This window comes from Mycolicibacter sp. MU0102 (genome assembly GCF_963378105.1).
GTDB classification, from domain to species: Bacteria; Actinomycetota; Actinomycetes; order Mycobacteriales; family Mycobacteriaceae; genus Mycobacterium; species Mycobacterium holstebronense.
This window is the reverse complement of record NZ_OY726398.1, coordinates 377718-397578: the sequence shown is the minus strand read 5'-3', so window position 1 is coordinate 397578 and position 19861 is coordinate 377718. Positions and strand designations below refer to the sequence as shown.

The following is a 19861-nucleotide window of genomic DNA, read 5'->3' as shown; positions in this document are numbered from 1 at the left end:
GTTGGCGTGTCGCGTCGTGAGATTCCCACTCGCGACGGGCGCTACCCCGCCGCTACTGTCGATCCCATGAGTGTGCTGACGTCACCGAAGACCTATACCGGCTTGGCCGCCTTCCAGGCCGCCGACGCGGTGCTGTGTGCCATCCCCGCGCCGTTCATCACCACCGCACTCGACACCGTCGGATGCCCGCAAGAGATCCGGCCAGTCCTGCCGATCGTCAAAGCCGCTTCGGCGGTCGGCCTGCTGTCGGTCCACCGGTTTCCGGGACTGGCACGGCTGACCACGGCGGCGTTGACGTTGTACTTCGTCCTGGCGGTCGGCGCGCACATCCGGGTGCGCGACAGCATCGCCAACACCGTGCCGGCTGCGTCGTTTCTGGCCCTGTTCGCGTCGATGACGCTGCGCGGACCGCGCCGCTAGGGCTGCCCCGGCAGCAGCCGCACCATCAGGCCCTGCGCCTCGGCCAACACGGTGCCGTCGGTGTCGGTCAATTCGGCGCCGATGAACGCCTTACGCCCCTCAGCCCTCTCGATCCGGGCGTGCACCAGCAGCGGGGTGTCGATCGGGGTGACCTTGCGGTAGTCGACGTGCAGGAACGCCGTGCGGCTGATCGGTCGATTGGCCGCGTGCACCACCATCCCGAACATCCAGTCGAACAGCAGTGGCAGTACGCCGCCGTGCACCGCGAAGTTGCCGCCCACATGGAACCGGCTGAACGACCCCGTCATCGAGACGCCGTCGGGCTCGAACCGGCTGACCCGCCACGGCGGTAGCAGGAGGCTGCCCATTCCCGGCAGTGACGGCGCGCGCCCAGCCGGGGCGACAGCCTGCGACGCCGGGAACTTCTCCAACAACCCCACCAGCGCTTCGACGCGGTCCGCGGCGTCGTCCCAGGTGGCGTCGTCGGGGTCGGTCGACACCGCCAGGTCCTGCAGACGCCGCATCGTGGTGAGGAACCGTGCGAAGCCCGGACTCGGGTCGACGACCGCATAGTCCGGGAATCCGCCGTGGCTGGCGTAGTCGGGATCGACGGTCGTGTCGTCAGCGTCCTGCGGGGACTGTCCCTCGCTCACGCGCCGGTGCCCCTCACCACGTCGCGTCGCACAATGGTCTGCTCCCGTCCGGGACCGACCCCGATGCACGAGACCTGCGCGCCGGCGATCTCCTCGATCCGCGACACGTAGTCGCGCGCGTTGGCGGGCAGGTCCTCGAACGTGCGAGCACCGGAGATGTCCTCCCACCAGCCCGGCAGTTCCTCGTAGACCGGCTCGGCACGCGCAAACTCTTCCTGAGTCATCGGCAGCTCGTCGGTGCGTTTGCCGTCGACGGTGTAGCCGACGCAGACCGGCACGGTCTCCAGGCTGGAGAGCACGTCGAGCTTGGTCAGGAAGTAGTCGGTGATGCCGTTGACCCGGGTGGCGTAGCGGGCGATCACCGCGTCGAACCAGCCGCAGCGCCGCTGGCGCCCGGTGGTCACCCCTACCTCGCCGCCGGTCTTGGACAGGTACTCGCCGTAGGAGTCGAACAGTTCGGTGGGGAACGGTCCCGAACCGACCCGGGTGGTGTAGGCCTTGAGGATGCCCAGCACCGTGGTGATGCGGGTCGGACCGACACCGGAGCCCACGGCGGCGCCGCCCGCGGTCGGGTTGCTCGACGTCACGTACGGGTAGGTGCCGTGATCGACGTCGAGCAGAGTGCCCTGCGAGCCTTCCAGCAGCACGTTCTCACCACGGTCCAGCGCGGCACCCAGCAGCAGGCCGGTGTCGGCGATGCGGTGCTTGAAGCCCTCGGCCTGCTCCAGCAGATCTTCGAGAACCTGCTGCGGCTCCAGCGCCTTGCGGTTGTAGATCTTGACCAGCACCTGGTTCTTGAAATCCAGGGCGGCCTCGATCTTCTGGGCCAGCGACTCGTGGTCGAGCACGTCGGCGACCCGGATCCCGATACGGGCGATCTTGTCCTGGTAGCAGGGGCCGATGCCGCGACCGGTGGTGCCGATCTTCTTGCTGCCCATGTAGCGCTCGGTGACCTTGTCGATGGCCACGTGATAGGGCATCAGCAGATGCGCATCGGCGGAGATCAGCAACCGCGAGGTGTCCACGTCACGGCGTTCCAGGCCCGCCAGCTCGTCGAGCAGCACTCCGGGATCGACCACCACACCGTTGCCGATGACGTTGGTGACGTGCGGCGACAAGACCCCGGACGGGATCAGGTGCAGCGCGAAGTTCTCCCCGGTGGGTAGGACCACCGTGTGGCCGGCGTTGTTGCCGCCCTGGTAGCGCACCACCCATTGCACTCGTTCACCGAGTAGGTCGGTCGCTTTACCTTTGCCCTCGTCGCCCCACTGGGCGCCGATGACGACGATTGCCGGCATGGAATTCTCGCTAACTGTCTTGGCTTACTGTGGTCCAGCCGGTGACTGAGCCTATCTGAAGAGATTCACAAGGAGCGTGTTGAACGCCACTAACGGCACCAGGAGCCTGAAGATGCCGCCCGAAACCGTCGTCTTGCTGTTTGCCGGACGGCCGCTGCCGCGCCCCTTGCGTGGCCTGCCAACGGTGCAGGTCGGCGACGATCCGGGCACCGATGACTTGAACGCTTTAGATGCCGCCATCGCCCGTTATCGCAGGTTGGTGGTGGTAGGCGCCGACGCGCACCTGGCACAGACGTTGACCCGGCTGCTGCGCACCGACCGCCTCGATGTCGAGCTCGGGTACGCACCACGACGGCGCACACCGGCCACTGCGGCCTACCGGCTGACGACCGGGTGGCGGGCCGCGCGACGGGCCCGGCGGGGCTCCGCTGCACCAGTGCCGCTGGTCCGCGACGACGCCGGCACCGCACTGGTGGGTGTCGGCCGGTGGCTGCCGGTGGACGGCGCCGCGGTGCTGCACGGTGAGGGAATCGTCGATGACGCCGCCCTGTTCGACGGCGAGGTGACCGAGGTGCTGATCGAGCCGATGGGCATCGCACCGGGCGTGCGCGCCGGTGTCCCGGATCGGCGTGGCCGGGTACGACGCTGGGTGGCGGGGCGCGCTGCCCAGCTCGGCACTACCGGCGCGCTGGTGGTGCGCGACGGCATCTACAGCAGCCGAACGGTGAAGCGGTCCACCTTTTATCGACACATCGAGGACTGGCTGGTCGTCCGATAGGTTCACGGGCGTGAACGTGCATCCCCTACGCGGCCAGGCGGTACGGCCCAGCCCGGTGTTCCTGGCGCTGGTGGCGGTGACTGCCCTAGGCGGTGCATTGGCGTGGCACGCCGGTGAAGAGATCCGGCCGCTCGCCTACGCCGGGGTGTTCGTGTTCGTCATCGCCGGCTGGCTGGTCTCGCTGTGCCTGCACGAGTTCGGCCACGCCTACACCGCCTGGCGGTTCGGTGACCACGGCGCGCAGATGCGCGGTTATCTGACCCTCAACCCGCTGCGCTACACCCATCCGGGGCTGTCGCTGGTGCTGCCGATGCTGTTCATCATGCTGGGCGGCATCGGGCTGCCGGGCGGGGCGGTCTATGTACAGACATCGTTCATGACACCGCGACGGCGCACCCTGGTCAGCCTGGCGGGTCCGGCGGCCAACCTGATGCTGGCCGTGCTGCTGCTGGGCGCCACGCGAGCCTTCTACGATCCCGCACACCCGGTGTTCTGGTCGGGGGTGGCGTTCCTGGGTTTCCTGGAGCTGACCGCGGTGGTGTTGAACCTGCTGCCGATACCGGGGCTGGACGGCTATGGCGCGCTGGAGCCGCACCTGAGTCCGGCGACCCGCCGCGCCGTGGCGCCCTTCCAGCAGTGGGGCCTGCTGGTGCTGCTGGTGTTGCTGCTTGCGTCGCCGGTGCTGAACCAGAAGTTCTTCTCACTGGTGTTGTGGTTCTTCGACCTGTTCGACGTGCCGCGCCTGCTGGTGTCGTGGGGTTTGAGCCTGACGCAGTTCTGGAACTCCTGGTTCTAACGTTGCCCACCGGCGTGAACCCAACTTCACGCCCGACAGCGGTCCGGTCCGCCTATATTCACCTCCCATGGGCGCCGGTCACGATCACCGTCACACCGACTCCCGGCTCTCGCGCATGGTCGTCGGCGCCGCGATCCTGAGCGCGTTCTTCGTCATCGAGCTGACCACCGCGATCACCATCAACTCGATGGCGCTGCTGGCCGACGCAGGCCATCTGCTCACCGACCTGGCCGCCCTGTTCATGGGAGTGGCGGCGGTGATGTTGGCCCGGCGCGGCAGCACGTCACCGTCGCGCACCTACGGCTGGCACCGCGCCGAGGTGTTCACCGCAGTCGCCAATGCGGTGCTGCTGATCGGGGTGGCGACGTTCATCCTCACCGAAGCGATCCGCCGCATCGGCACCGCACCGGACGTGCCCGGGGTGCCGATGATCGTGGTCGCCCTCGCCGGACTGACCGTCAACATCGGCGTCGCTCTGCTGTTGCGATCGCACTCGACCGAGAGTCTCGCGGTGCGCGGCGCGTATATGGAGGTGGTCGCCGATACCGTCGGCAGCGTGGGGGTGCTGATCGCCGGCGTGGTCACCATCACCACCGAATGGCCCTACGCCGACGTGGTGGTCGCGGTCTTCGTCGCGCTGTGGGTACTGCCGCGGGCGTTCGCGCTGGCCGGCGCGGCCCTGCGGATCCTGTCGGAGGCCTCCCCCAGCCACATCGACGTCGCCGAGCTCCGTACCGCGCTCGCCGCCGTCGACGGCGTCACCGACGTGCACGACCTACACGTCTGGACGTTGGTTCCGGGCCAGGACATGGCCACCGCCCACCTGGGCACCAGCGCCGACACCGGGCGCGTACTGGCCGAGGCTCGGGCCGTGCTGGCCGCTCGCGGGTTGACCCACGCCACCGTGCAGGTGGAACCTGCCGGGCAGGGTGGCCGCTGCCCACTCGGCTGCTGATGCCCTAGCGGGTCAGCTCAGGCCCAGCGGCGAGCGGGCGGTGTGGTCGCAGTCATCGAGCAGAGCCAGACAACGCGTCACCTCGTCGGTCTCCCCGATGCTGTCGGCGGCACGCGCCAGCGCGGCCACACACCGCAAAAAGCCCCGGTTGGGTTCATGCGCGTAGGGCACCGGGCCATAGCCCTTCCACCCGTTGCGGCGCAGCTGGTCTAAGCCCCGGTGGTAGCCGGTGCGCGCGTAGGCGTAGGCGGTGACGGCCCTGTCCTCGGCCAATGCCGCTTCGGCCAGCGCCGCCCACGCCACCGAGGCCGCCGGATGCGCGGCCGCGACAATCTCGGGGTTCTGGTCGGCCCGCAAGGCGGCCTCGGCGTCGGGGTCGCCGGGCAGCAAGATCGGATCGGGCCTGAGGAGATCACCGGTGATAGTCACATCGTCTATTCTGCCGTGCCGTCCTTGGCCAGCCACTCCCGCAAGCCGGCGCCTCGCTCAGTAAGCTAACGGCAGCCGATCCGAAACAGCCGGCGGACATTGGAGGATCAGCCACCCATGCCTAACCCACCGGAACCGGATAACACCGAGTCGACCGACAGCGGCGCTCCCACGGAGCAGCCCGACGGCGACGATCAGGTCACCGAGATCCAGCCTGTCACCTCAGCGGACGACGAGACCGCGACGGCCATCCTCGCGGAAACACCCGCCGAAGCCGACGCCGTCACCGAGGTGATCACCACTGAGGCCACGCCGAAGGAACCCGGACCCGACGGATCACCGGAACGCCGCTTCACCGCACCCGGATTCGACGCCGGGCACACCGAGGTCATCCCGTCGGTGGGCGATGCGGACACCGAACTGATCGCTCAGCAGAGCGATGAGACGGGAAAGGCGATACCGCAACAGATCCCGGCACGAGTGGGAGGCAAACTGCCATCTACCGTGTCCCGCAGCTGGGGCTGGGTGATGGCGGTGATCCTGATCATCTTGGCGCTCGCGGCCATCGCGGTGCTGGGCACGCTGTGGCTGACCCGCGACACGCGGCAGGCCGCCTCGCAGGAAGAGCATGTGCGGGCCACGATCCAAAACTTCGACATCGCCATGCAGAACGGTGATCTGGCCGCACTGCGCAGCCTTACCTGCGGCGATATCCGCGACCGCTACGTCAACTATGACCAAAAGGCTTGGGACGACACCTATCAGCGCATTTCGGCGGCAAAGCAGTACCCGGTGGTCGCCAGCATCGACGAGGTGGTGGTCAACGAAGGGCAGGCCGAAGCCAACGTCACCGCGTTCATGGCCTACGAGCCGCGGGTCCGCTCGACCCGCAGCTTCGACCTACAGTTCCGTGACGACCAGTGGAAGATCTGCCAGTCGCACGGCAGCTAGCGATCCTCGACGAAGGAGAGGCGAAGCTGGGCTGCCGAATCAGGCACGGCAGCTAGCAAGGTTCGTTGACTCTGCGCCTACGGCGAGGGTTACTCGAACTTCCCCGCCGTGGACGCAGAGTCAACGACTCAGGCCAGGGTCTTACCGGCGCTGTGCAGGTCGTTGCAGGCCTCGATGACCCGCTCGGTCATGGCGGCCTCGGCCTTCTTGAGGTAGCTGCGCGGGTCGTAGGTCTTCTTGTTGCCGACCTCGCCGTCAACCTTGAGCACACCGTCGTAGTTGGTGAACATGTGCGCGGCGACCGGGCGGGTGAACGCGTACTGGGTGTCGGTGTCGACGTTCATCTTCACCACCCCGTAGCGCAGCGCCTCTTCGATCTCGGACTTCAGCGAACCCGAGCCGCCGTGGAAGACGAAGTCGAAAGGCTTGGAGCCCTCTGCCAGACCCAGCTTGGCTGAGGCCACCTTCTGGCCCTCGGCCAGGATGTCCGGGCGCAGCTTGACGTTGCCCGGCTTGTAGACGCCGTGCACGTTGCCGAAGGTGGCGGCCAGCAGATACTGGCCCTTCTCGCCGGCGCCCAGGGCGGCGACGGTCTTCTCGAAGTCTTCGGGCGAGGTGTAGAGCTTCTCGTTGATCTCGGCTTCGACGCCGTCCTCTTCGCCGCCGACCACGCCGATCTCGACCTCGAGGATGATCTTGGCGGCCACGGCCTGGGCCAGCAGCTCCTGGGCGATCTCGAGGTTCTCGTCGATCGGCACCGCCGAGCCGTCCCACATGTGCGACTGGAACAGCGGGTTCTCGCCGGCCTTGACTCGTTCGGCCGAGATCGCCAGCAGCGGCCGCACGAACCCGTCCAGCTTGTCCTTCGGGCAGTGGTCGGTGTGCAGGGCAACGTTGATCGGGTACTTGGCGGCGATCACGTGGGTGAACTCGGCCAGCGCCACTGCGCCGGTCACCATGTCCTTGACGCCCAGTCCGGAGCCGAATTCGGCGCCGCCGGTGGAGAACTGGATGATGCCGTCACTGCCGGCGTCCGCGAATCCCTTGATCGCCGCGTTGATGGTCTCCGACGACGTGCAGTTGATCGCGGGGAACGCGTAGGCGTTCTCCTTGGCGCGGCCCAGCATCTCGGCATAGATCTCGGGGGTGGCGATGGGCATGGGAAATCTCTCCTCTGAGCTGACCGAAACTGCCATCGAGTATCGCAGGGGCGGTTTCACCGGTGCCCCCCGGTATGTTGGTGCGTCATGAGCACCACCGTGGTCGCGATGCCCGGCCTGTTGGACCCGATGTACTGGCTGGGCGCCGGGGGCATCTTCCACGGCGCCGTGCTGCCGGCCATCCTGGTGGTGGTCTTCATCGAGACCGGCCTGCTGTTCCCCCTGCTGCCGGGGGAATCCCTGCTGTTCACCGGCGGTCTGCTGGCCGCCAAGGGACTGGCGCCCGACATCTGGATTTTGGCGCCCGCGGTCGCTGTCGTGGCGGTGTTGGGCGATCAGTGCGGCTACTTCATCGGCCGGCGGATCGGGCCGGCGCTGTTCAAGAAGGAAGATTCCCGCTTCTTCAAGAAGCACTACGTCACCGAGTCGCACGCGTTCTTCGAGAAGTACGGGCCGTGGGCGATCATCCTGGCCCGGTTCGCACCCTTCGTCCGGACGTTTGTGCCGGTGGTGGCCGGCGTGTCCTACATGCGCTACCCGGTGTATCTGGCGTTCGACATCGTCGGCGGCATCCTGTGGGGCGCCGGAGTGACGACGCTGGGCTACTTCCTGGGCAACGTGCCGTTCGTCCACGAGAACCTGGAAAAGATCATCCTGGTGATCCTGTTCGTGTCGATGATCCCGGCGTTCATCGCCACGGCGAAGGCCTACCGCAGCCGCCGCGGTGGCGCAGCACCCGCCAACGTCAGCACTGACTCTGCGCTCACGGCGCAGAATCCCGAGTAGGCCGCGCCCTCAGCGCAGAGTCAACGGGCCGGCACGGCGGTCGCGACGTTGTGCGCGGCCTCCATCAGCATCCAGCCGCCCAACTGCACCGACAGATCCCGTTCGGGGATCTCGGACTCACGCACCGCGCCCGCGATGGACATGGCCACCGCGCCGTCGGCCCGGGGCACCTCGGCGGCCTGGTCCCAGAACGCCCCGAACAACGGCAGCCCGTCGACCGATTGCCGGTAATCCCACGCCGATTTCGCCGACGACAGCACCAGCTTGGCGGCGGTATCGCGCGCTTCGGCGTCGGCCGCCGACTCCCCCGGCAACGCGGTGGCGACCAGCGCCAGGTAGCGGGCGGTGATCCCGGCGAACAGTCCGCCGTCGCCGCCGCCGGCGCCCTTGATCACCCCGCCCGGGGCCATCCGCTTGCTCACCGCGGCCACCAGCCGGTGCACCCGAGCACCGTGGCGCGCCGCCCCGGTGCGCACCGCCAGCTCGGTCTCCAATCCGAGCACCACGCCCTGGCAGTAGGTGTACTCAGCGCGTACCAGCGAACCCTCCCTGATGCCGTCGAACACCAAGTCGGTGTCCGGGTCGATCAGGGTGGCGTCGATCCAGTCGCCCATTTCCTGGGCACGCTGAAGCCACCCGGGTTCGCGGGCCAGAAAGATCCCGGCCGGACCGTTGGCGGGGGTGTTGAAGAACGGGGCGGTGAACTGCTCGTCCTTGCGCCACGGAATGCCACCACCGGCCTCGGGCATCCAGGAATCGGTCAGCTGTCGGGTCAGAGTTCCCAGCGCGCGGTGCCGGTCGAGGCCGGTGACCAGGCAGGCCCGCTGAATCGCCAACGCCAGCCACGCCATGTCGTCGTAGTAGGCGTTGGTCCAGCGACCCACGTTGCGCAGCCGGTGGGTGCGGATCTGCCGCTTGATCGCCGTCGCCCGCGCGGGCTGGGGGTCACGCAACTGGGCGTCGACCAAGCAGTCCAGCAGATGCGCCTGCCACCAGTAGTGCCAGTGCGGAGCGCGCCGGATCGGCGGCCACGCCACCACCCCCAGCTGGGTGCCCGGCAGATGCCAGAGTGACTTGAGGTGTCTCGCTGTGACGGCAGCCTCGGCGCTCTCGGCCCGATTTGCCCAGAGGAGATCCATAGCCTCAGATCCTGCCCTATGGGGCGAGTTCCAGGGCGGGCATCTTTCCCAAGGCAGTCGTGCCGCGGGAAAGATGCCCGCTACCGGGACGTCAGGCGTCAGAAGGGCAGCTCGACACCGGCCCCACCACTGAGCTGGTCAATGATGTCCAGAATCCACTGAACGCCCGGCGCATTCTCAAGGATGCTGACCGCGTTCTCCATCGAGTTGCTCAGCGTCTCCTCGGTCGACGTCATCCAGTTCATCATCGACTCCCCGGCGAGGTTACTGAGCAGATCCAGCTGGCTGCCCTCCTCAGGGAAGAGTTCGTCGAGGGTGACGATGCCGTCGACAACGGCGTTGATCGCTCCCGGTACGACCGCGTAGAGCCCCATCAGTTCCCACGTGAGCATGCCGCCGGCGTAGCCCGACGCGAGCTCCATCAGGGCGTTGAGCTGATCGCCATCCTCGCCCGAGATCCCCAGTAGGCCGTACATCCAGCCGAGGTCGATGTCCGCCATGGGGCCGAAAAGAACGTTGGGGTCATTGGCGACGGACTCAAAGAATCCCGCGAACCAGTCCAGGGGATCCCAACCGGGAGCGACGATCTCGGTGAACAGGTCATACCGGTCGGACACCCAGTCCCCAAGTCCGGAGATCCCGGCCATGGAGAAGAACGGGTCGAGCCAGCCGGCCCACTCGACCGCGGTTTGGCCTGTGGACAAGGTGGTCGCGATCGTTTCGTCGGCATAGGCCTGCGCCAGCGCGGCGGTGTCGAAGGTGGTCCAACCGTCGGGAGTCGCGAATTCGACATCCTGCCAACCCAGACTGGTCAGGGCGACCTTGGCGGCGACGGTATTCACGGCCGCGCCGGGGACCGCCCCGGGAGCGGTCATGATCGCGCCGGCACCCACCAGCGCAACACCCATAGTCGCGTAGGCGCACAAATTCTTATGTATTTGCATAGCAAACCTCATTTCTTACGAGAAGCTGAGAGCCGGTACGTTACGGGTCGACCGCGCGGCGGCGATACAGGGAAATCCCTTGATTTCTCCCTGAACCAGCCCACCAAGTGCGAAATTCGCCGACGGGACACCGGCCGGAAACGGTCGCCGAAGCGTGCTCCGCAGCTTGGCCGCTCGTGAACTCAGCCGAATGGCGATAAGCATCAGCCGTGTATAGACGGAACAGATGCCTAGAAAAGCTCAGGATTGAAATGCCTGCGGGGTGACGGGTCACCGTCACCAAGCGCGGCTGAGGTCTCCGTGTTGGGCGATCCAGGCGTGCATCACGATTCCGGCGGCCACCCCGACATTGATGCTGCGGGTCGAACCGAACTGGGCGATGGACACCGTCAGGCCCGCGCCGGCACGGGCTTCGTCGCTGATACCGAGGCCTTCGCTGCCGAACACCAGCAGGCAGTCGACCGGCAGCGCGGTCTGCTCCAGGCGCGCCGCTTCGGCCACGTTGTCGACCGCGACGACCGTGAGCCCCTGCTGGGCGGCGAATTCCAGGAGTTCCGAGGCGGTTTCGTGATGCAGCAGTCGCTGGTAGCGGTCGGTGACCATGGCGCCGCGCCGATTCCAGCGCCGCCGACCAACAATATGCACCGTGTGCACGGCGAACGCGTTGGCGGTGCGCACCACCGAGCCGATATTGGCGTCGTGCCCGAAGTTCTCGATCGCGATGTGCAGCCGGTGCCGCCGGCGGTCGATGTCGGCGACGATCGCCTCGCGGGTCCAGTAGCGGTACGCGTCGACGACGTTGCGACGGTCGCCCTCCCGAAGCAGCTCCGGGTCGTAATGGGAGTCGCTCGGCAGGGGGCCTTGCCAGGGGCCGACGCCGTTGGCCGGCGAGAACCACTCGGTGGGTCCGGGATGGTCCGACGAATCGGTCACGAGGTGGTCCACACGGCGGCGTGCGTGCCCACCACCGACACCGAGGGATACAGCAGCGCGGCGTTGATCTCCCCGTGCGTGCACAGCGAGGTCGGCACGTGCACCGAGTTCAGCGACGCCTCCGGCAGGATCAACACCGACGACCCCGCCGCAACGCAGTCCGCACCCAACCCGGGCATCGGCGTCGACGGTCCGGCGATCAACATCAGCGGTCCGCCACGGGCCTTCGCGTCGTCGCGGTACTGCGTAGCGACCGCGTCGACCGACAGGTTGAGCATCATGTAGCCGGTGCCGGTGAACGCTTTCGGGTCACCGAGCGCCGCCGGCGCCAGCGGCACGCCGTTGCCGCGGTAGGCCGCCACACCCTGGGTGGTGAGCTGCAGACCGGTGTCGCCCGGGTTGACCGGCGCCAGCCCTACCGGGAACGCCGCGGCGTAGGCCACCATGGTGTCTTTGATCCGGTCGGCGGGCGAGTAGACATAGAGCCCGCGCAGCGCGCTGCGCTCCTTGAGCGGACCCAAGCACACGGTCCCGTTCAACCGGTCGGCTTCCTTGGCCGACAGCGGCGTCGGCACCAATTCCCCCAGCAACTGGCAGCTACCCAGTCCGGTGGCCTCGATCGGGTGCGCCGGGGTTCCGTACACCCCAAACCGTAGATCACCGGCGGCGGCGTGCGGAGCATCTGCATCGGCGACCTGGGCCTTGACGTCGACCAGCGCGTAGTCGACTTCCCACCGCAGGTTGGACAGGGTCATCTCCCAACCCAAGATGGTGAGCGCCGAACCAATCGGGGCGCCCTGGGCGCCGTAGGGTCCGGCCGCGCCGGAACCCGAGCAGGCCGCGGCGCAGGCGACGGCCAACGCCGATATCAGCGTGATCAGACTCCGCACAACCGTCCTCGGGGAGTTCAGTCCAGGCCCAGCTCGGCCAGGCCGAGCACACTGCGATACGGCACGCCCTCGGCCTCGATGGCCTCGGCCGCGCCGGTGGCACGGTCGACCACAGTCACCACTCCGACCACCTTGCCGCCCGCCTCACGCACGGCGCGCACCGCGGTCAGCGCCGACCCACCGGTGGTGCTGGTGTCCTCCACCACCAGAACCGGTTGGCCGGCCACGTCGAATCCTTCGATAAGGCGCTGCATGCCATGGGCTTTCACTGACTTGCGCACCACGAATGCGTCGATCGGGCGTCCCGGAGCGTGCATGACGGCGGTCGCCACCGGGTCTGCACCCAGGGTCAGGCCGCCCACGGCCACGTAGTCCCAGTCGTCGGTGAGTTGACGGACCAACCGTCCGATCAGCGCACCAGCCCGATGGTGCAATGTGGAACGGCGAAGGTCGACGTAGTAGTCGGCTTCGGCCCCGGAAGACAGCGTCACGCGGCCGTGCACCACCGACAGCTCGCGCACCAGCGCGGCGAGCTCATCGCGTTCGTCGTTGTTAAGTGCGGCCACGGCCTCTCCCGAATGTGTTGGTCAGCGTGCGCGACAACCCGCGCGGAATCAGTCGACTGACGGTGGTCAATGCCTTGTACTGCAAGCCCGGAACGCTGACCACGTCGCCGCGGGCGATGTCGGCCAGGCTGGCCGCGACCACGTCGTCGACCTCCATCCACATGAAGGACGGCAATGTGGCCATATCGATTCCGGCGCGCTCGTGGAACTCGGTGTGGACGTATCCCGGGCAGACCACGTGGATGCCGACGCCGGTGCCGTGCAGGCCGCCGGCCAGTCCTTCGGTGAACGACACCACCCAGGCCTTGGAGGCCGAGTAGGTCGAACCGCGTCCGGACAGCAGCCCGGCGACACTGGCGATATTGATGACGGTGCCGGCACCCGCCTCGACCATCGCGGGCAGCGCGGCGCGGGTCAGCTGCATCACCGCGGTGACATTGACGTCCAGCTGCGACTGCAGCAGGGCGGGGTCGGCGGTCCAGAACTCCCCCGACGTGCCGAACCCGGCATTGTTGACCAGCACCCGTACCCCGGCGCGCAGCCGCTCGGCGACTTTGGCGCGGCCGGCGGCGTCGGCCAGGTCGGCGGGCAGCACCTCGACGGCACCGCCGTGGCTGCCCCGCAGTTCGGTTGCCAGCGCCTCCAGGCGTTCGACGTCGCGGGAGACCAGGACCAGGTCATAGCCATCGGCGGCGTAGCGGCGGGCATAGCCGGCGCCCAACCCCGAGGTGGGCCCGGTGACCACGGCAACGGGGCGAGACATGCCCGTCAGCGTAACGAAGCCGCTGGTGTCGACCGTCGTCGGATGTCAGCGCTGATAGTGCGCGGTCTGCCGACCGTTGCGCCCGCCGGGAGCGTGCAGCACGTCGGAGGAGCTCTCCCGGCTGCTGCGGCGGCGCTGCTGCGGTTCGGCAGCCGAGGTCGCGTTGCCCGGTGCCGGCGCGACTGCTCGCGACGCCGACGGAAGCTGCTCGGCCTCGCTCTCTTCCGCGGCCTCAGCGGCGCCCGACGAGCCCAGCGGACGACTGGGTTGCCCGTTGCGGCGGCCCGTGGCGGCGGCCGCGGCCTCGGCGGGTTGACGCCGTGGGTTCGGCGGCAGCACCCGAAGCAGGTCGTTGAATTGGCGAACGCTGCGCAGGCCCTCATCCCACTGGGCGCGGGTGCTGGTGATGGGCATGCTCACCAGGGTCCAGTTCGCCTCGTTCCACATGATCTCGGCGCAGTCCGGGGCGGTGTGGGCGAACGTGACCATCCGCCGGTCGCAGGCCCGACGTGCCGCATCCAGGTTGGTGGAGTACACCATCCGCGGGCCGATCGCCCCGAGCAACCAGATGTCGTTCTCGCGCGGCTCCTTGAGCCCCTTGAGCCGCACATCGACGACGACGTTGGTGCTGACCTTGCGGTGCAGGGCGATCACCGTCGCCACTTCGTCCAGGTCGAAGATGTAGACGGCCTCGCCGCGGATCTGGCCGAGGACGACGTTGCGCACCGGTGCCTCGCCCACCGTCGACATCACGCCGCGTTTCCAGCGGTGCAGGATCTCGGCGGATTCCGGTTCGAAGTCGAAGCCGTGTGAACGGGCCCAAGACTTACGGCGCCGGCTGCGGCCGCGCCGCTGGTCGAGGTCCACGTACAGCAATACCGCCGCGCCGACGAAACACAGCGCGGACAGCGTGAACCAGAGCGGGACCATTGGGCCTAGCGTATCTGTTCTCCGGCGGCTTCGACGAATGTCCTCAGGTCACAACCCTGTATCACCGCGACGCTAGGGCGTCACGACGTTGTTCGGAACGATGTGCATAGACCCGTCGCCGGCCGTTGAGACATACACCTGGTTCTGCTGGAACAGCCAATTGCCGGTGTTCATCGAGGCGCCGGACACGATCGTCGGACTGTTGGAAGAGTTCGAATTGACCGTGTAGTCGTACAGCAGCGTACCGCCCTTGGTGGGGTCGCCCGCGTACACGCTGACCGGCTGGCCGGCGGCCAGAACGTCCCCCGCGCTTCCGTTCGTCAGGCTGGCCGGGATCGTCCCGTTCACCCCACCGGAATCCATGATTGAACTGACCGGGCTGGCCGTTTGGCCGCCGTCGAACGACACGTACAGCGTCGAGTTCGGCGAGCCGTCGACCGTGACTCCGCCGGTCAGCGGGTCGGCGCCGAATGTCAGGGCGCCGCCCTTCTGGTCGATCAGGACGCCATCGCCGAGTGCTCCCGGCAGCGCAGTGGTCGGGATGGCATCGGGCGTGGGACCAACGGCGTTCGCCCCGATTCCTAAGACACCGTCGGCGTTGGCGCCGAGGTAGGAGCTGATATTCCACCCGGTGAACAGCGCCGAGAGACTGACCGGGAATGAGAACAACACGGCATCGACATCGGTTGTGCCGCTGGTGACGGTGGCCCCGGCGGCGTCGGTAAAGGTGACGGTGGTGGGCAGTTCGGCGTAGACGTAGTCCACCGAATTGCCGAACTGACCGATGTTGATGCCGGTGGGCAGGCCGGTGATCCCGAAGGGGTTGATGTCCCAGATCGGCATCACCAGACCTGCCGAGCCGGTGTCGACCAGCACCGGCGACTCCGGGCCGCCACCCACCGAGACGTTCACCACCGGTTCGGTGCCGCTGTTGACCTGCAGCGGAATGGTGAAGCTGTCCGGGATGGTGGCGTCTGAGCCGGAAGCGGCGGCGCTGCCGGCCACGCTCGCGTCGGCGGCCCCACCGAAGATCCACTGCTCGAGATCGTTGATCGGGGCGTAGACGAGGTTCTGATACCAACCGTCGAACATGGTGTCCAGCGAGGCCAGCGCGAAGCCCGGATCGGTGTCGGCAGCGATGCCGGGATCGAACGCGCTGAGGGCGTCGATGATGGGCTGGAACAGATCATCGATGTCGGCGTGTGCCGTCGGTGCGGGTGTGCCCAGCGAGACAAACGCCCCGACCACCGCGGTCGCGCCGATCATGCGACGACGAGCTGCCATCTTCCGAAACCTCCCCGCACGAGGTCACGGACATCCGCTGGGCCGTAACCAACCGCGGTCAGCTAACCCAGCCAGGGGCGCAGAACACCAGGGGATTTAGCCAAGAAAGCACCAAAAATCGCTTGGGGGACGTTCTTACCGAGGCTCCCGGCCCCTACCTCATCACAGCTGGATGAGGGTGCCGCCGATGATGGTCTGCCCGCCGGGTACGCCGTAGTTGATGTAGACCGGCTGTTGGCCGAAGAGCCAGTTACCGGTGTTCATGTTGTTTCCGCCGACCACGATCGGGCTGCGAGTGGCTTCATCCGTTGGTGCCGGGAGCAGTGAGTTGACCTTGTACTCGTACAGCAGCGTGCCGTCCTTGGCGTAGACGGAGATCTCCGTCCCTAAGGGCAGCTTTCCGTCGGAGGTCGGAGTTACGCCCGCAGCGTTGAGCACCGACGACGGCATGGTTCCGTACACCCCGCCGGAGTCGATCACGCCCTTGACCGGCGTAAGCGGCCCGTCGTTGAGCTGCACCTTCAAGTCCGCCCACGGCGCCCCCTGAATCACGGTGCCACCCTCGTAGGGGTTGTCCCCGAAGATCAATTTGCCGCCCGCCTGGTCGATCAGCACGCCGTGACCGAGACTGCCCGGCAGGTCGGCGGTCGGAATGTGATCGGGAGTGGGTCCGAGCGCGTTAGGTCCGATGCCCAAGATCCCGGTGGACGAGCCGGCCAGGTAGCTCTCGATGGACCACGAGCCGTCGAGGCTGAAGTTCGCCGGGAACGCGAACAGCACCGCATCCACCGTGGTGTCCGCGGTGACGGTGTCACCGTTCTCACCGGTGAAGGTGACCGTGGTGGGCAGTTCCAGATAGAAGTAGTTCAATGCACCGCCGAATTGGCCGATGTTGAACCCGGTGGGCAGGCCGGTGATGCCGAACGGGTTGATGTTCCAGATCGGGATGACCAGCCCCGCGGCGCCGGTGTCGACCAGCACCTCGGTCTGCGCGCCGCCGCCCACGGACACGTTGATCACCGGTTGGGTGTTGAGATTGACCTCCAGCGGGACGGTGAAGCTGTCAGGGAGGTTGGCACTGTCCGAGTCGTACGCGACAGCACTGCCGGGCAGGGTGTCAGCGAACGCCCACGGCGCGATGCTGTGGAGCGGGGTGTAAATGAGGTCCTGGTACCAGCCGTTGAACAGGGTGTCCAACGAGGACAGCGCGGAACCCGGGTCGGTGTCGGCAGCGATGCCCGGGTCGACCCAGCTGATGGCGTCGATGATGGGCTGGAACAGGTCGTCCCAGTCAGCCTGAGCGGCCGGGGCGGGCGCGCCCAGCGCCATGACCGCGCCCACGGCGCCGACGGCGCCCACCAGGCGATGGCGACGAGCTGACATGGCTACCCTCCGGATGAATAACGGTGCAGGAATACACCGGAATTTCTCAGTAATGGTTAGGCTAACCGATCAGCTTCAACACCGCATCCGCAAAGGAGCGCCGACAGACGACAAGGCCCCCCGGAACTGCTTCCGAGGGGCCTTGCCGTGAGGGAAGTCTCAGCCCAGGACCAGCGAATCGCCGTCCGCGCTGATGTTGATCGGCACGATGTCACCGTCGTGCACCTCGCCGGCCAGCAACATCTTGGCCAGCTGGTCGCCGATGGCCTGTTGGATCAACCGGCGCAGTGGACGCGCCCCGTAGACCGGGTCGAATCCGCGCTGAGCCAGCCACTTCTTGGCCTCCAACGACACCTCAATGGTCAGCCGTCGCTGCGCCAGCCGCTTGGCCAACTGCTGCAGCTGAATGTCGACGATCCGCACCAGCTCCTCGGGGTTGAGGCCCTCGAAGATCAGCACATCGTCAAGCCGGTTGATGAACTCCGGCTTGAACGCCGCCCGCACCGCAGCCATGACCTGCTCCTCGGTGCCACCGGACCCCAGGTTGGAGGTCAGGATCAGGATCGTGTTGCGGAAGTCCACCGTGCGGCCCTGTCCGTCGGTGAGCCTGCCCTCGTCGAGGACCTGCAGCAGCACGTCGAACACGTCCGGGTGGGCCTTTTCCACCTCGTCGAACAGCACCACGGTGTAGGGCCGGCGGCGCACCGCCTCGGTCAGCTGACCGCCCTGGTCGTAGCCGACGTAGCCCGGAGGCGCACCGACCAGGCGAGCCACCGAGTGCTTCTCGCCGTACTCGCTCATGTCGATGCGGACCATGGCCCGTTCGTCGTCGAACAGGAAGTCGGCCAGTGCCTTGGCCAGCTCGGTCTTGCCGACGCCGGTGGGCCCCAGGAACAGGAACGAGCCCGTGGGCCGGTTGGGGTCGGCGACCCCGGCCCGGCTGCGCCGCACCGCATCCGACACGGCCTGCACCGGCTTGCGCTGCCCGACGACACGCTTGCCGAGTTCCTCTTCCATACGCAGCAGCTTGGCGGTTTCGCCTTCCAGCAGCCGCCCGGCCGGGATGCCGGTCCAGGCGCTCACCACATCGGCGATGTCGTCCGGGCCGACCTCTTCCTTGAGCATGACATCCTCGCGGGCCTGCGCATTGGGCAGCGCGGCTTCGAGTTTCTTCTCCACCTCGGGAATGCGCCCGTAGCGCAGCTCGGCCGCCTTGGCCAGGTCGCCGTCGCGCTCGGCCCGGTCGGACTCGCCACGCAGCGTCTCCAGCTGCTCCTTGAGCTCACGGACGATGTCGATGGCACCCTTCTCGTTCTGCCACCGGGTCGTCAGCTGCGCCAGCTTCTCCTTGTAATCGGCCAGCTCGCTGCGCAGCTTCGCCAACCGGTCTTTGGACGCGTCATCGGATTCCTTGCTCAGCGCCATCTCTTCGATTTCCAGCCGGCGCACGAGTCGCTCGACCTCGTCGATCTCCACAGGCCGCGAGTCGATCTCCATCCGCAGCCGCGACGCGGCCTCATCCACCAGGTCAATGGCCTTGTCCGGCAAGAACCTTGCAGTGATGTAGCGGTCGGAAAGCGTGGCGGCAGCCACCAGCGCGGAGTCGGTGATGCGCACACCGTGGTGCACCTCGTAGCGATCCTTGAGTCCACGCAGGATGCCGATGGTGTCCTCGGCCGACGGTTCACCGACGTAGACCTGCTGGAAACGACGCTCCAGGGCGGCGTCCTTCTCGATGTACTTGCGGTACTCCTCCAGCGTGGTGGCGCCGACCAACCGCAGCTCGCCGCGCGCCAGCATCGGCTTGATCATGTTGCCGGCATCCATCGCGCCCTCGCCGGTGGCACCGGCGCCGACGATGGTGTGCAGCTCGTCGATGAACGTGATGATCTGCCCGGCGGAGTCCTTGATCTCGTCCAGCACGGCCTTAAGGCGTTCCTCGAACTCGCCGCGGTACTTGGCGCCGGCCACCATCGAGCCCAGGTCCAGGCTGACGACGGTCTTGTCGCGCAGGCTGTCGGGGACGTCCCCGGCGACGATGCGCTGAGCCAGGCCCTCGACGATCGCGGTCTTGCCGACGCCGGGCTCACCGATGAGCACCGGGTTGTTCTTGGTGCGCCGGCTCAAAACCTGTACCACTCGGCGAATCTCGGTGTCACGGCCGATAACCGGGTCCAGCTTGCCCTCACGGGCTCGCGCGGTCAGATCAGTGGAGTACTTCTCCAACGCCTGGTAGCTGGCCTCCGGATCGGGGCTGGTGACCCGGGCGCTGCCGCGCACCTTGACGAACGCCTCCCGCAACGCCTGCGGGGACGCGCCGTGGCCGCTCAGCAGCTTGGCGACATCGGAGTCGCCGGTGGCCAGGCCCACCATCAGGTGCTCGGTGGAGACGTACTCGTCGTCGAGTTCGGTGGCCAGCTGCTGGGCCACGGTGATCGCGGCCAGGGAGTCGCGCGACAACTGCGGTTGCGCGTTGGAGCTGGCGACCTGCGGTGCCAGATCAATCAGGTGCTGGGCTTCGTTGCGGATCGCCGCCGGGTTCACACCGACCGCCTCCAGCAGCGGCGCGGCGATCCCGTCGTTCTGGGTCAGCAGGGCCTGCAGCAGATGCGCGGGCCGGATTTCGGGGTTACCGGCGGCGGTGGCCGTCTGCAGAGCCGCGGTCAAAGCTGCCTGCGTCTTGGTGGTCGGGTTGAACGAGTCCACGACACCTCCATTCGGGGTCAGAGCGGGCCGAGAAGGTCCCGCCGAAAATGCTTGTCGTGTTGTCCAACGCCGTCAAGGTTGAGTCTGTTCCGCTCAA

General features: G+C 67.3%; 20 protein-coding genes. 6 read left to right on the top strand and 14 right to left on the bottom strand.

Annotated elements, in window-relative coordinates:
• The first annotated feature begins 66 nt into the window (after positions 1 to 66).
• Positions 67 to 420, top strand: a complete 354-nt coding sequence (locus RCP37_RS01895) for a DoxX family protein (RefSeq protein ID WP_308485366.1) — start codon at positions 67 to 69, stop codon at positions 418 to 420.
• Here RCP37_RS01895 and RCP37_RS01890 read toward each other — a convergent pair.
• Together RCP37_RS01890 and RCP37_RS01885 are read right to left on the bottom strand one after the other, a co-directional pair.
• The gene (locus tag RCP37_RS01890; RefSeq protein ID WP_308485365.1) at positions 417 to 1073 is read right to left on the bottom strand and encodes a PaaI family thioesterase; all 657 of its coding nucleotides are present in this window, start codon (positions 1071 to 1073) and stop codon (positions 417 to 419) included. The genes RCP37_RS01895 and RCP37_RS01890 overlap by 4 nt on opposite strands.
• Positions 1070 to 2371: an adenylosuccinate synthase gene (locus tag RCP37_RS01885; protein WP_308485364.1), complete on the bottom strand. Its 1302-nt coding sequence runs from the start codon at positions 2369 to 2371 to the stop codon at positions 1070 to 1072. The genes RCP37_RS01890 and RCP37_RS01885 overlap by 4 nt, the downstream gene beginning before the upstream one ends.
• Before the next feature lie 112 nt (positions 2372 to 2483).
• Between RCP37_RS01885 and RCP37_RS01880 the strand changes: the two genes are divergently transcribed.
• From RCP37_RS01880 to RCP37_RS01870, 3 genes are all read left to right on the top strand, one after another.
• Positions 2484 to 3149, top strand: a complete 666-nt coding sequence (locus tag RCP37_RS01880; RefSeq protein ID WP_308485363.1) for a peptidase M50 — start codon at positions 2484 to 2486, stop codon at positions 3147 to 3149.
• A 10-nt stretch (positions 3150 to 3159) separates the two neighbouring features.
• Positions 3160 to 3945 (top strand): site-2 protease family protein, encoded by a 786-nt coding sequence (locus tag RCP37_RS01875; protein ID WP_308485362.1) that lies wholly within the window; start codon positions 3160 to 3162, stop codon positions 3943 to 3945.
• 67 nt (positions 3946 to 4012) lie between these two features.
• Positions 4013 to 4900 (top strand): cation diffusion facilitator family transporter, encoded by an 888-nt coding sequence (locus RCP37_RS01870; protein ID WP_308485361.1) that lies wholly within the window; start codon positions 4013 to 4015, stop codon positions 4898 to 4900.
• Between the two features lie 12 nt (positions 4901 to 4912).
• Here RCP37_RS01870 and RCP37_RS01865 read toward each other — a convergent pair whose 3' ends face one another.
• On the bottom strand, positions 4913 to 5329 hold the full coding sequence (locus RCP37_RS01865; protein WP_308485360.1) for a DUF3151 domain-containing protein: 417 nt from the start codon (positions 5327 to 5329) through the stop codon (positions 4913 to 4915).
• A gap of 117 nt (positions 5330 to 5446) precedes the next feature.
• On the opposite strand from RCP37_RS01865, the gene RCP37_RS01860 reads away from it, so the two are divergent.
• Positions 5447 to 6280 carry an Rv0361 family membrane protein gene (locus RCP37_RS01860; RefSeq protein ID WP_308485359.1) on the top strand — a complete coding sequence of 278 codons (834 nt, stop codon included), beginning with the start codon at positions 5447 to 5449 and terminating at the stop codon, positions 6278 to 6280.
• Between the two features lie 128 nt (positions 6281 to 6408).
• Here the strand turns inward: RCP37_RS01860 and fbaA are convergent, their stop codons facing one another.
• Positions 6409 to 7440, bottom strand: a complete 1032-nt coding sequence (gene fbaA / locus RCP37_RS01855) for a class II fructose-bisphosphate aldolase (RefSeq protein ID WP_308485358.1) — start codon at positions 7438 to 7440, stop codon at positions 6409 to 6411.
• 87 nt (positions 7441 to 7527) lie between these two features.
• Between fbaA and RCP37_RS01850 the strand changes: the two genes are divergently transcribed.
• Complete coding sequence (locus RCP37_RS01850) at positions 7528 to 8226, top strand: DedA family protein (RefSeq protein WP_308485357.1); 699 nt, start codon at positions 7528 to 7530, stop codon at positions 8224 to 8226.
• A 20-nt stretch (positions 8227 to 8246) separates the two neighbouring features.
• Here RCP37_RS01850 and RCP37_RS01845 read toward each other — a convergent pair whose 3' ends face one another.
• The 10 genes from RCP37_RS01845 to clpB all read right to left on the bottom strand — a co-directional run bounded on the left by RCP37_RS01845 (position 8247) and on the right by clpB (position 19764).
• Positions 8247 to 9365 carry a glycoside hydrolase family 76 protein gene (locus tag RCP37_RS01845; RefSeq protein ID WP_308485356.1) on the bottom strand — a complete coding sequence of 373 codons (1119 nt, stop codon included), beginning with the start codon at positions 9363 to 9365 and terminating at the stop codon, positions 8247 to 8249.
• Positions 9366 to 9463: 98 nt separating this feature from the next.
• Positions 9464 to 10309, bottom strand: coding sequence for a hypothetical protein (locus RCP37_RS01840; RefSeq protein ID WP_308485355.1), 846 nt, complete (start codon positions 10307 to 10309; stop codon positions 9464 to 9466).
• 276 nt (positions 10310 to 10585) lie between these two features.
• Complete coding sequence (locus tag RCP37_RS01835) at positions 10586 to 11242, bottom strand: TrmH family RNA methyltransferase (RefSeq protein WP_308485354.1); 657 nt, start codon at positions 11240 to 11242, stop codon at positions 10586 to 10588.
• On the bottom strand, positions 11239 to 12132 hold the full coding sequence (locus RCP37_RS01830) for a hypothetical protein (RefSeq protein WP_308485353.1): 894 nt from the start codon (positions 12130 to 12132) through the stop codon (positions 11239 to 11241). Before RCP37_RS01830 ends, RCP37_RS01835 begins: the two co-directional genes overlap by 4 nt.
• Positions 12133 to 12149: 17 nt before the next feature.
• Positions 12150 to 12698: an orotate phosphoribosyltransferase gene (gene pyrE / locus RCP37_RS01825; RefSeq protein WP_046284515.1), complete on the bottom strand. Its 549-nt coding sequence runs from the start codon at positions 12696 to 12698 to the stop codon at positions 12150 to 12152.
• Positions 12685 to 13461 (bottom strand): SDR family NAD(P)-dependent oxidoreductase, encoded by a 777-nt coding sequence (locus RCP37_RS01820; protein ID WP_308485352.1) that lies wholly within the window; start codon positions 13459 to 13461, stop codon positions 12685 to 12687. The genes pyrE and RCP37_RS01820 overlap by 14 nt, the downstream gene beginning before the upstream one ends.
• A 45-nt stretch (positions 13462 to 13506) precedes the next feature.
• Positions 13507 to 14391, bottom strand: coding sequence for a trehalose monomycolate transport factor TtfA (gene ttfA / locus RCP37_RS01815; protein WP_308485350.1), 885 nt, complete (start codon positions 14389 to 14391; stop codon positions 13507 to 13509).
• A gap of 72 nt (positions 14392 to 14463) precedes the next feature.
• Entirely contained in the window at positions 14464 to 15675 is a 1212-nt protein-coding gene (locus RCP37_RS01810; protein WP_308485349.1) for a PecA family PE domain-processing aspartic protease, read from the bottom strand.
• 162 nt (positions 15676 to 15837) lie between these two features.
• A complete protein-coding gene (locus tag RCP37_RS01805) occupies positions 15838 to 17058 on the bottom strand; it encodes a PecA family PE domain-processing aspartic protease (protein ID WP_308485348.1) in 1221 nt (406 codons plus the stop codon).
• 159 nt (positions 17059 to 17217) lie between these two features.
• Complete coding sequence (gene clpB / locus RCP37_RS01800; protein WP_308485347.1) at positions 17218 to 19764, bottom strand: ATP-dependent chaperone ClpB; 2547 nt, start codon at positions 19762 to 19764, stop codon at positions 17218 to 17220.
• Positions 19765 to 19861 lie beyond the last annotated feature (97 nt).

What these genes read in the sequence shown, in the direction of transcription:
- RCP37_RS01885 (WP_308485364.1), bottom strand. Translation starts at nt 2,371, where the DNA reads ATGCCGGCAATCGTCGTCATCGGCGCCCAGTGGGGCGACGAGGGCAAA.
- fbaA (WP_308485358.1), bottom strand. Translation starts at nt 7,440, where the DNA reads ATGCCCATCGCCACCCCCGAGATCTATGCCGAGATGCTGGGCCGCGCC.
- RCP37_RS01860 (WP_308485359.1), top strand. Translation starts at nt 5,447, where the DNA reads ATGCCTAACCCACCGGAACCGGATAACACCGAGTCGACCGACAGCGGC.
- RCP37_RS01820 (WP_308485352.1), bottom strand. Translation starts at nt 13,461, where the DNA reads ATGTCTCGCCCCGTTGCCGTGGTCACCGGGCCCACCTCGGGGTTGGGC.
- RCP37_RS01870 (WP_308485361.1), top strand. Translation starts at nt 4,013, where the DNA reads ATGGGCGCCGGTCACGATCACCGTCACACCGACTCCCGGCTCTCGCGC.
- RCP37_RS01845 (WP_308485356.1), bottom strand. Translation starts at nt 9,365, where the DNA reads ATGGATCTCCTCTGGGCAAATCGGGCCGAGAGCGCCGAGGCTGCCGTC.
- RCP37_RS01840 (WP_308485355.1), bottom strand. Translation starts at nt 10,309, where the DNA reads ATGCAAATACATAAGAATTTGTGCGCCTACGCGACTATGGGTGTTGCG.
- RCP37_RS01895 (WP_308485366.1), top strand. Translation starts at nt 67, where the DNA reads ATGAGTGTGCTGACGTCACCGAAGACCTATACCGGCTTGGCCGCCTTC.
- RCP37_RS01850 (WP_308485357.1), top strand. Translation starts at nt 7,528, where the DNA reads ATGAGCACCACCGTGGTCGCGATGCCCGGCCTGTTGGACCCGATGTAC.
- RCP37_RS01805 (WP_308485348.1), bottom strand. Translation starts at nt 17,058, where the DNA reads ATGTCAGCTCGTCGCCATCGCCTGGTGGGCGCCGTCGGCGCCGTGGGC.
- RCP37_RS01810 (WP_308485349.1), bottom strand. Translation starts at nt 15,675, where the DNA reads ATGGCAGCTCGTCGTCGCATGATCGGCGCGACCGCGGTGGTCGGGGCG.
- ttfA (WP_308485350.1), bottom strand. Translation starts at nt 14,391, where the DNA reads ATGGTCCCGCTCTGGTTCACGCTGTCCGCGCTGTGTTTCGTCGGCGCG.
- RCP37_RS01880 (WP_308485363.1), top strand. Translation starts at nt 2,484, where the DNA reads ATGCCGCCCGAAACCGTCGTCTTGCTGTTTGCCGGACGGCCGCTGCCG.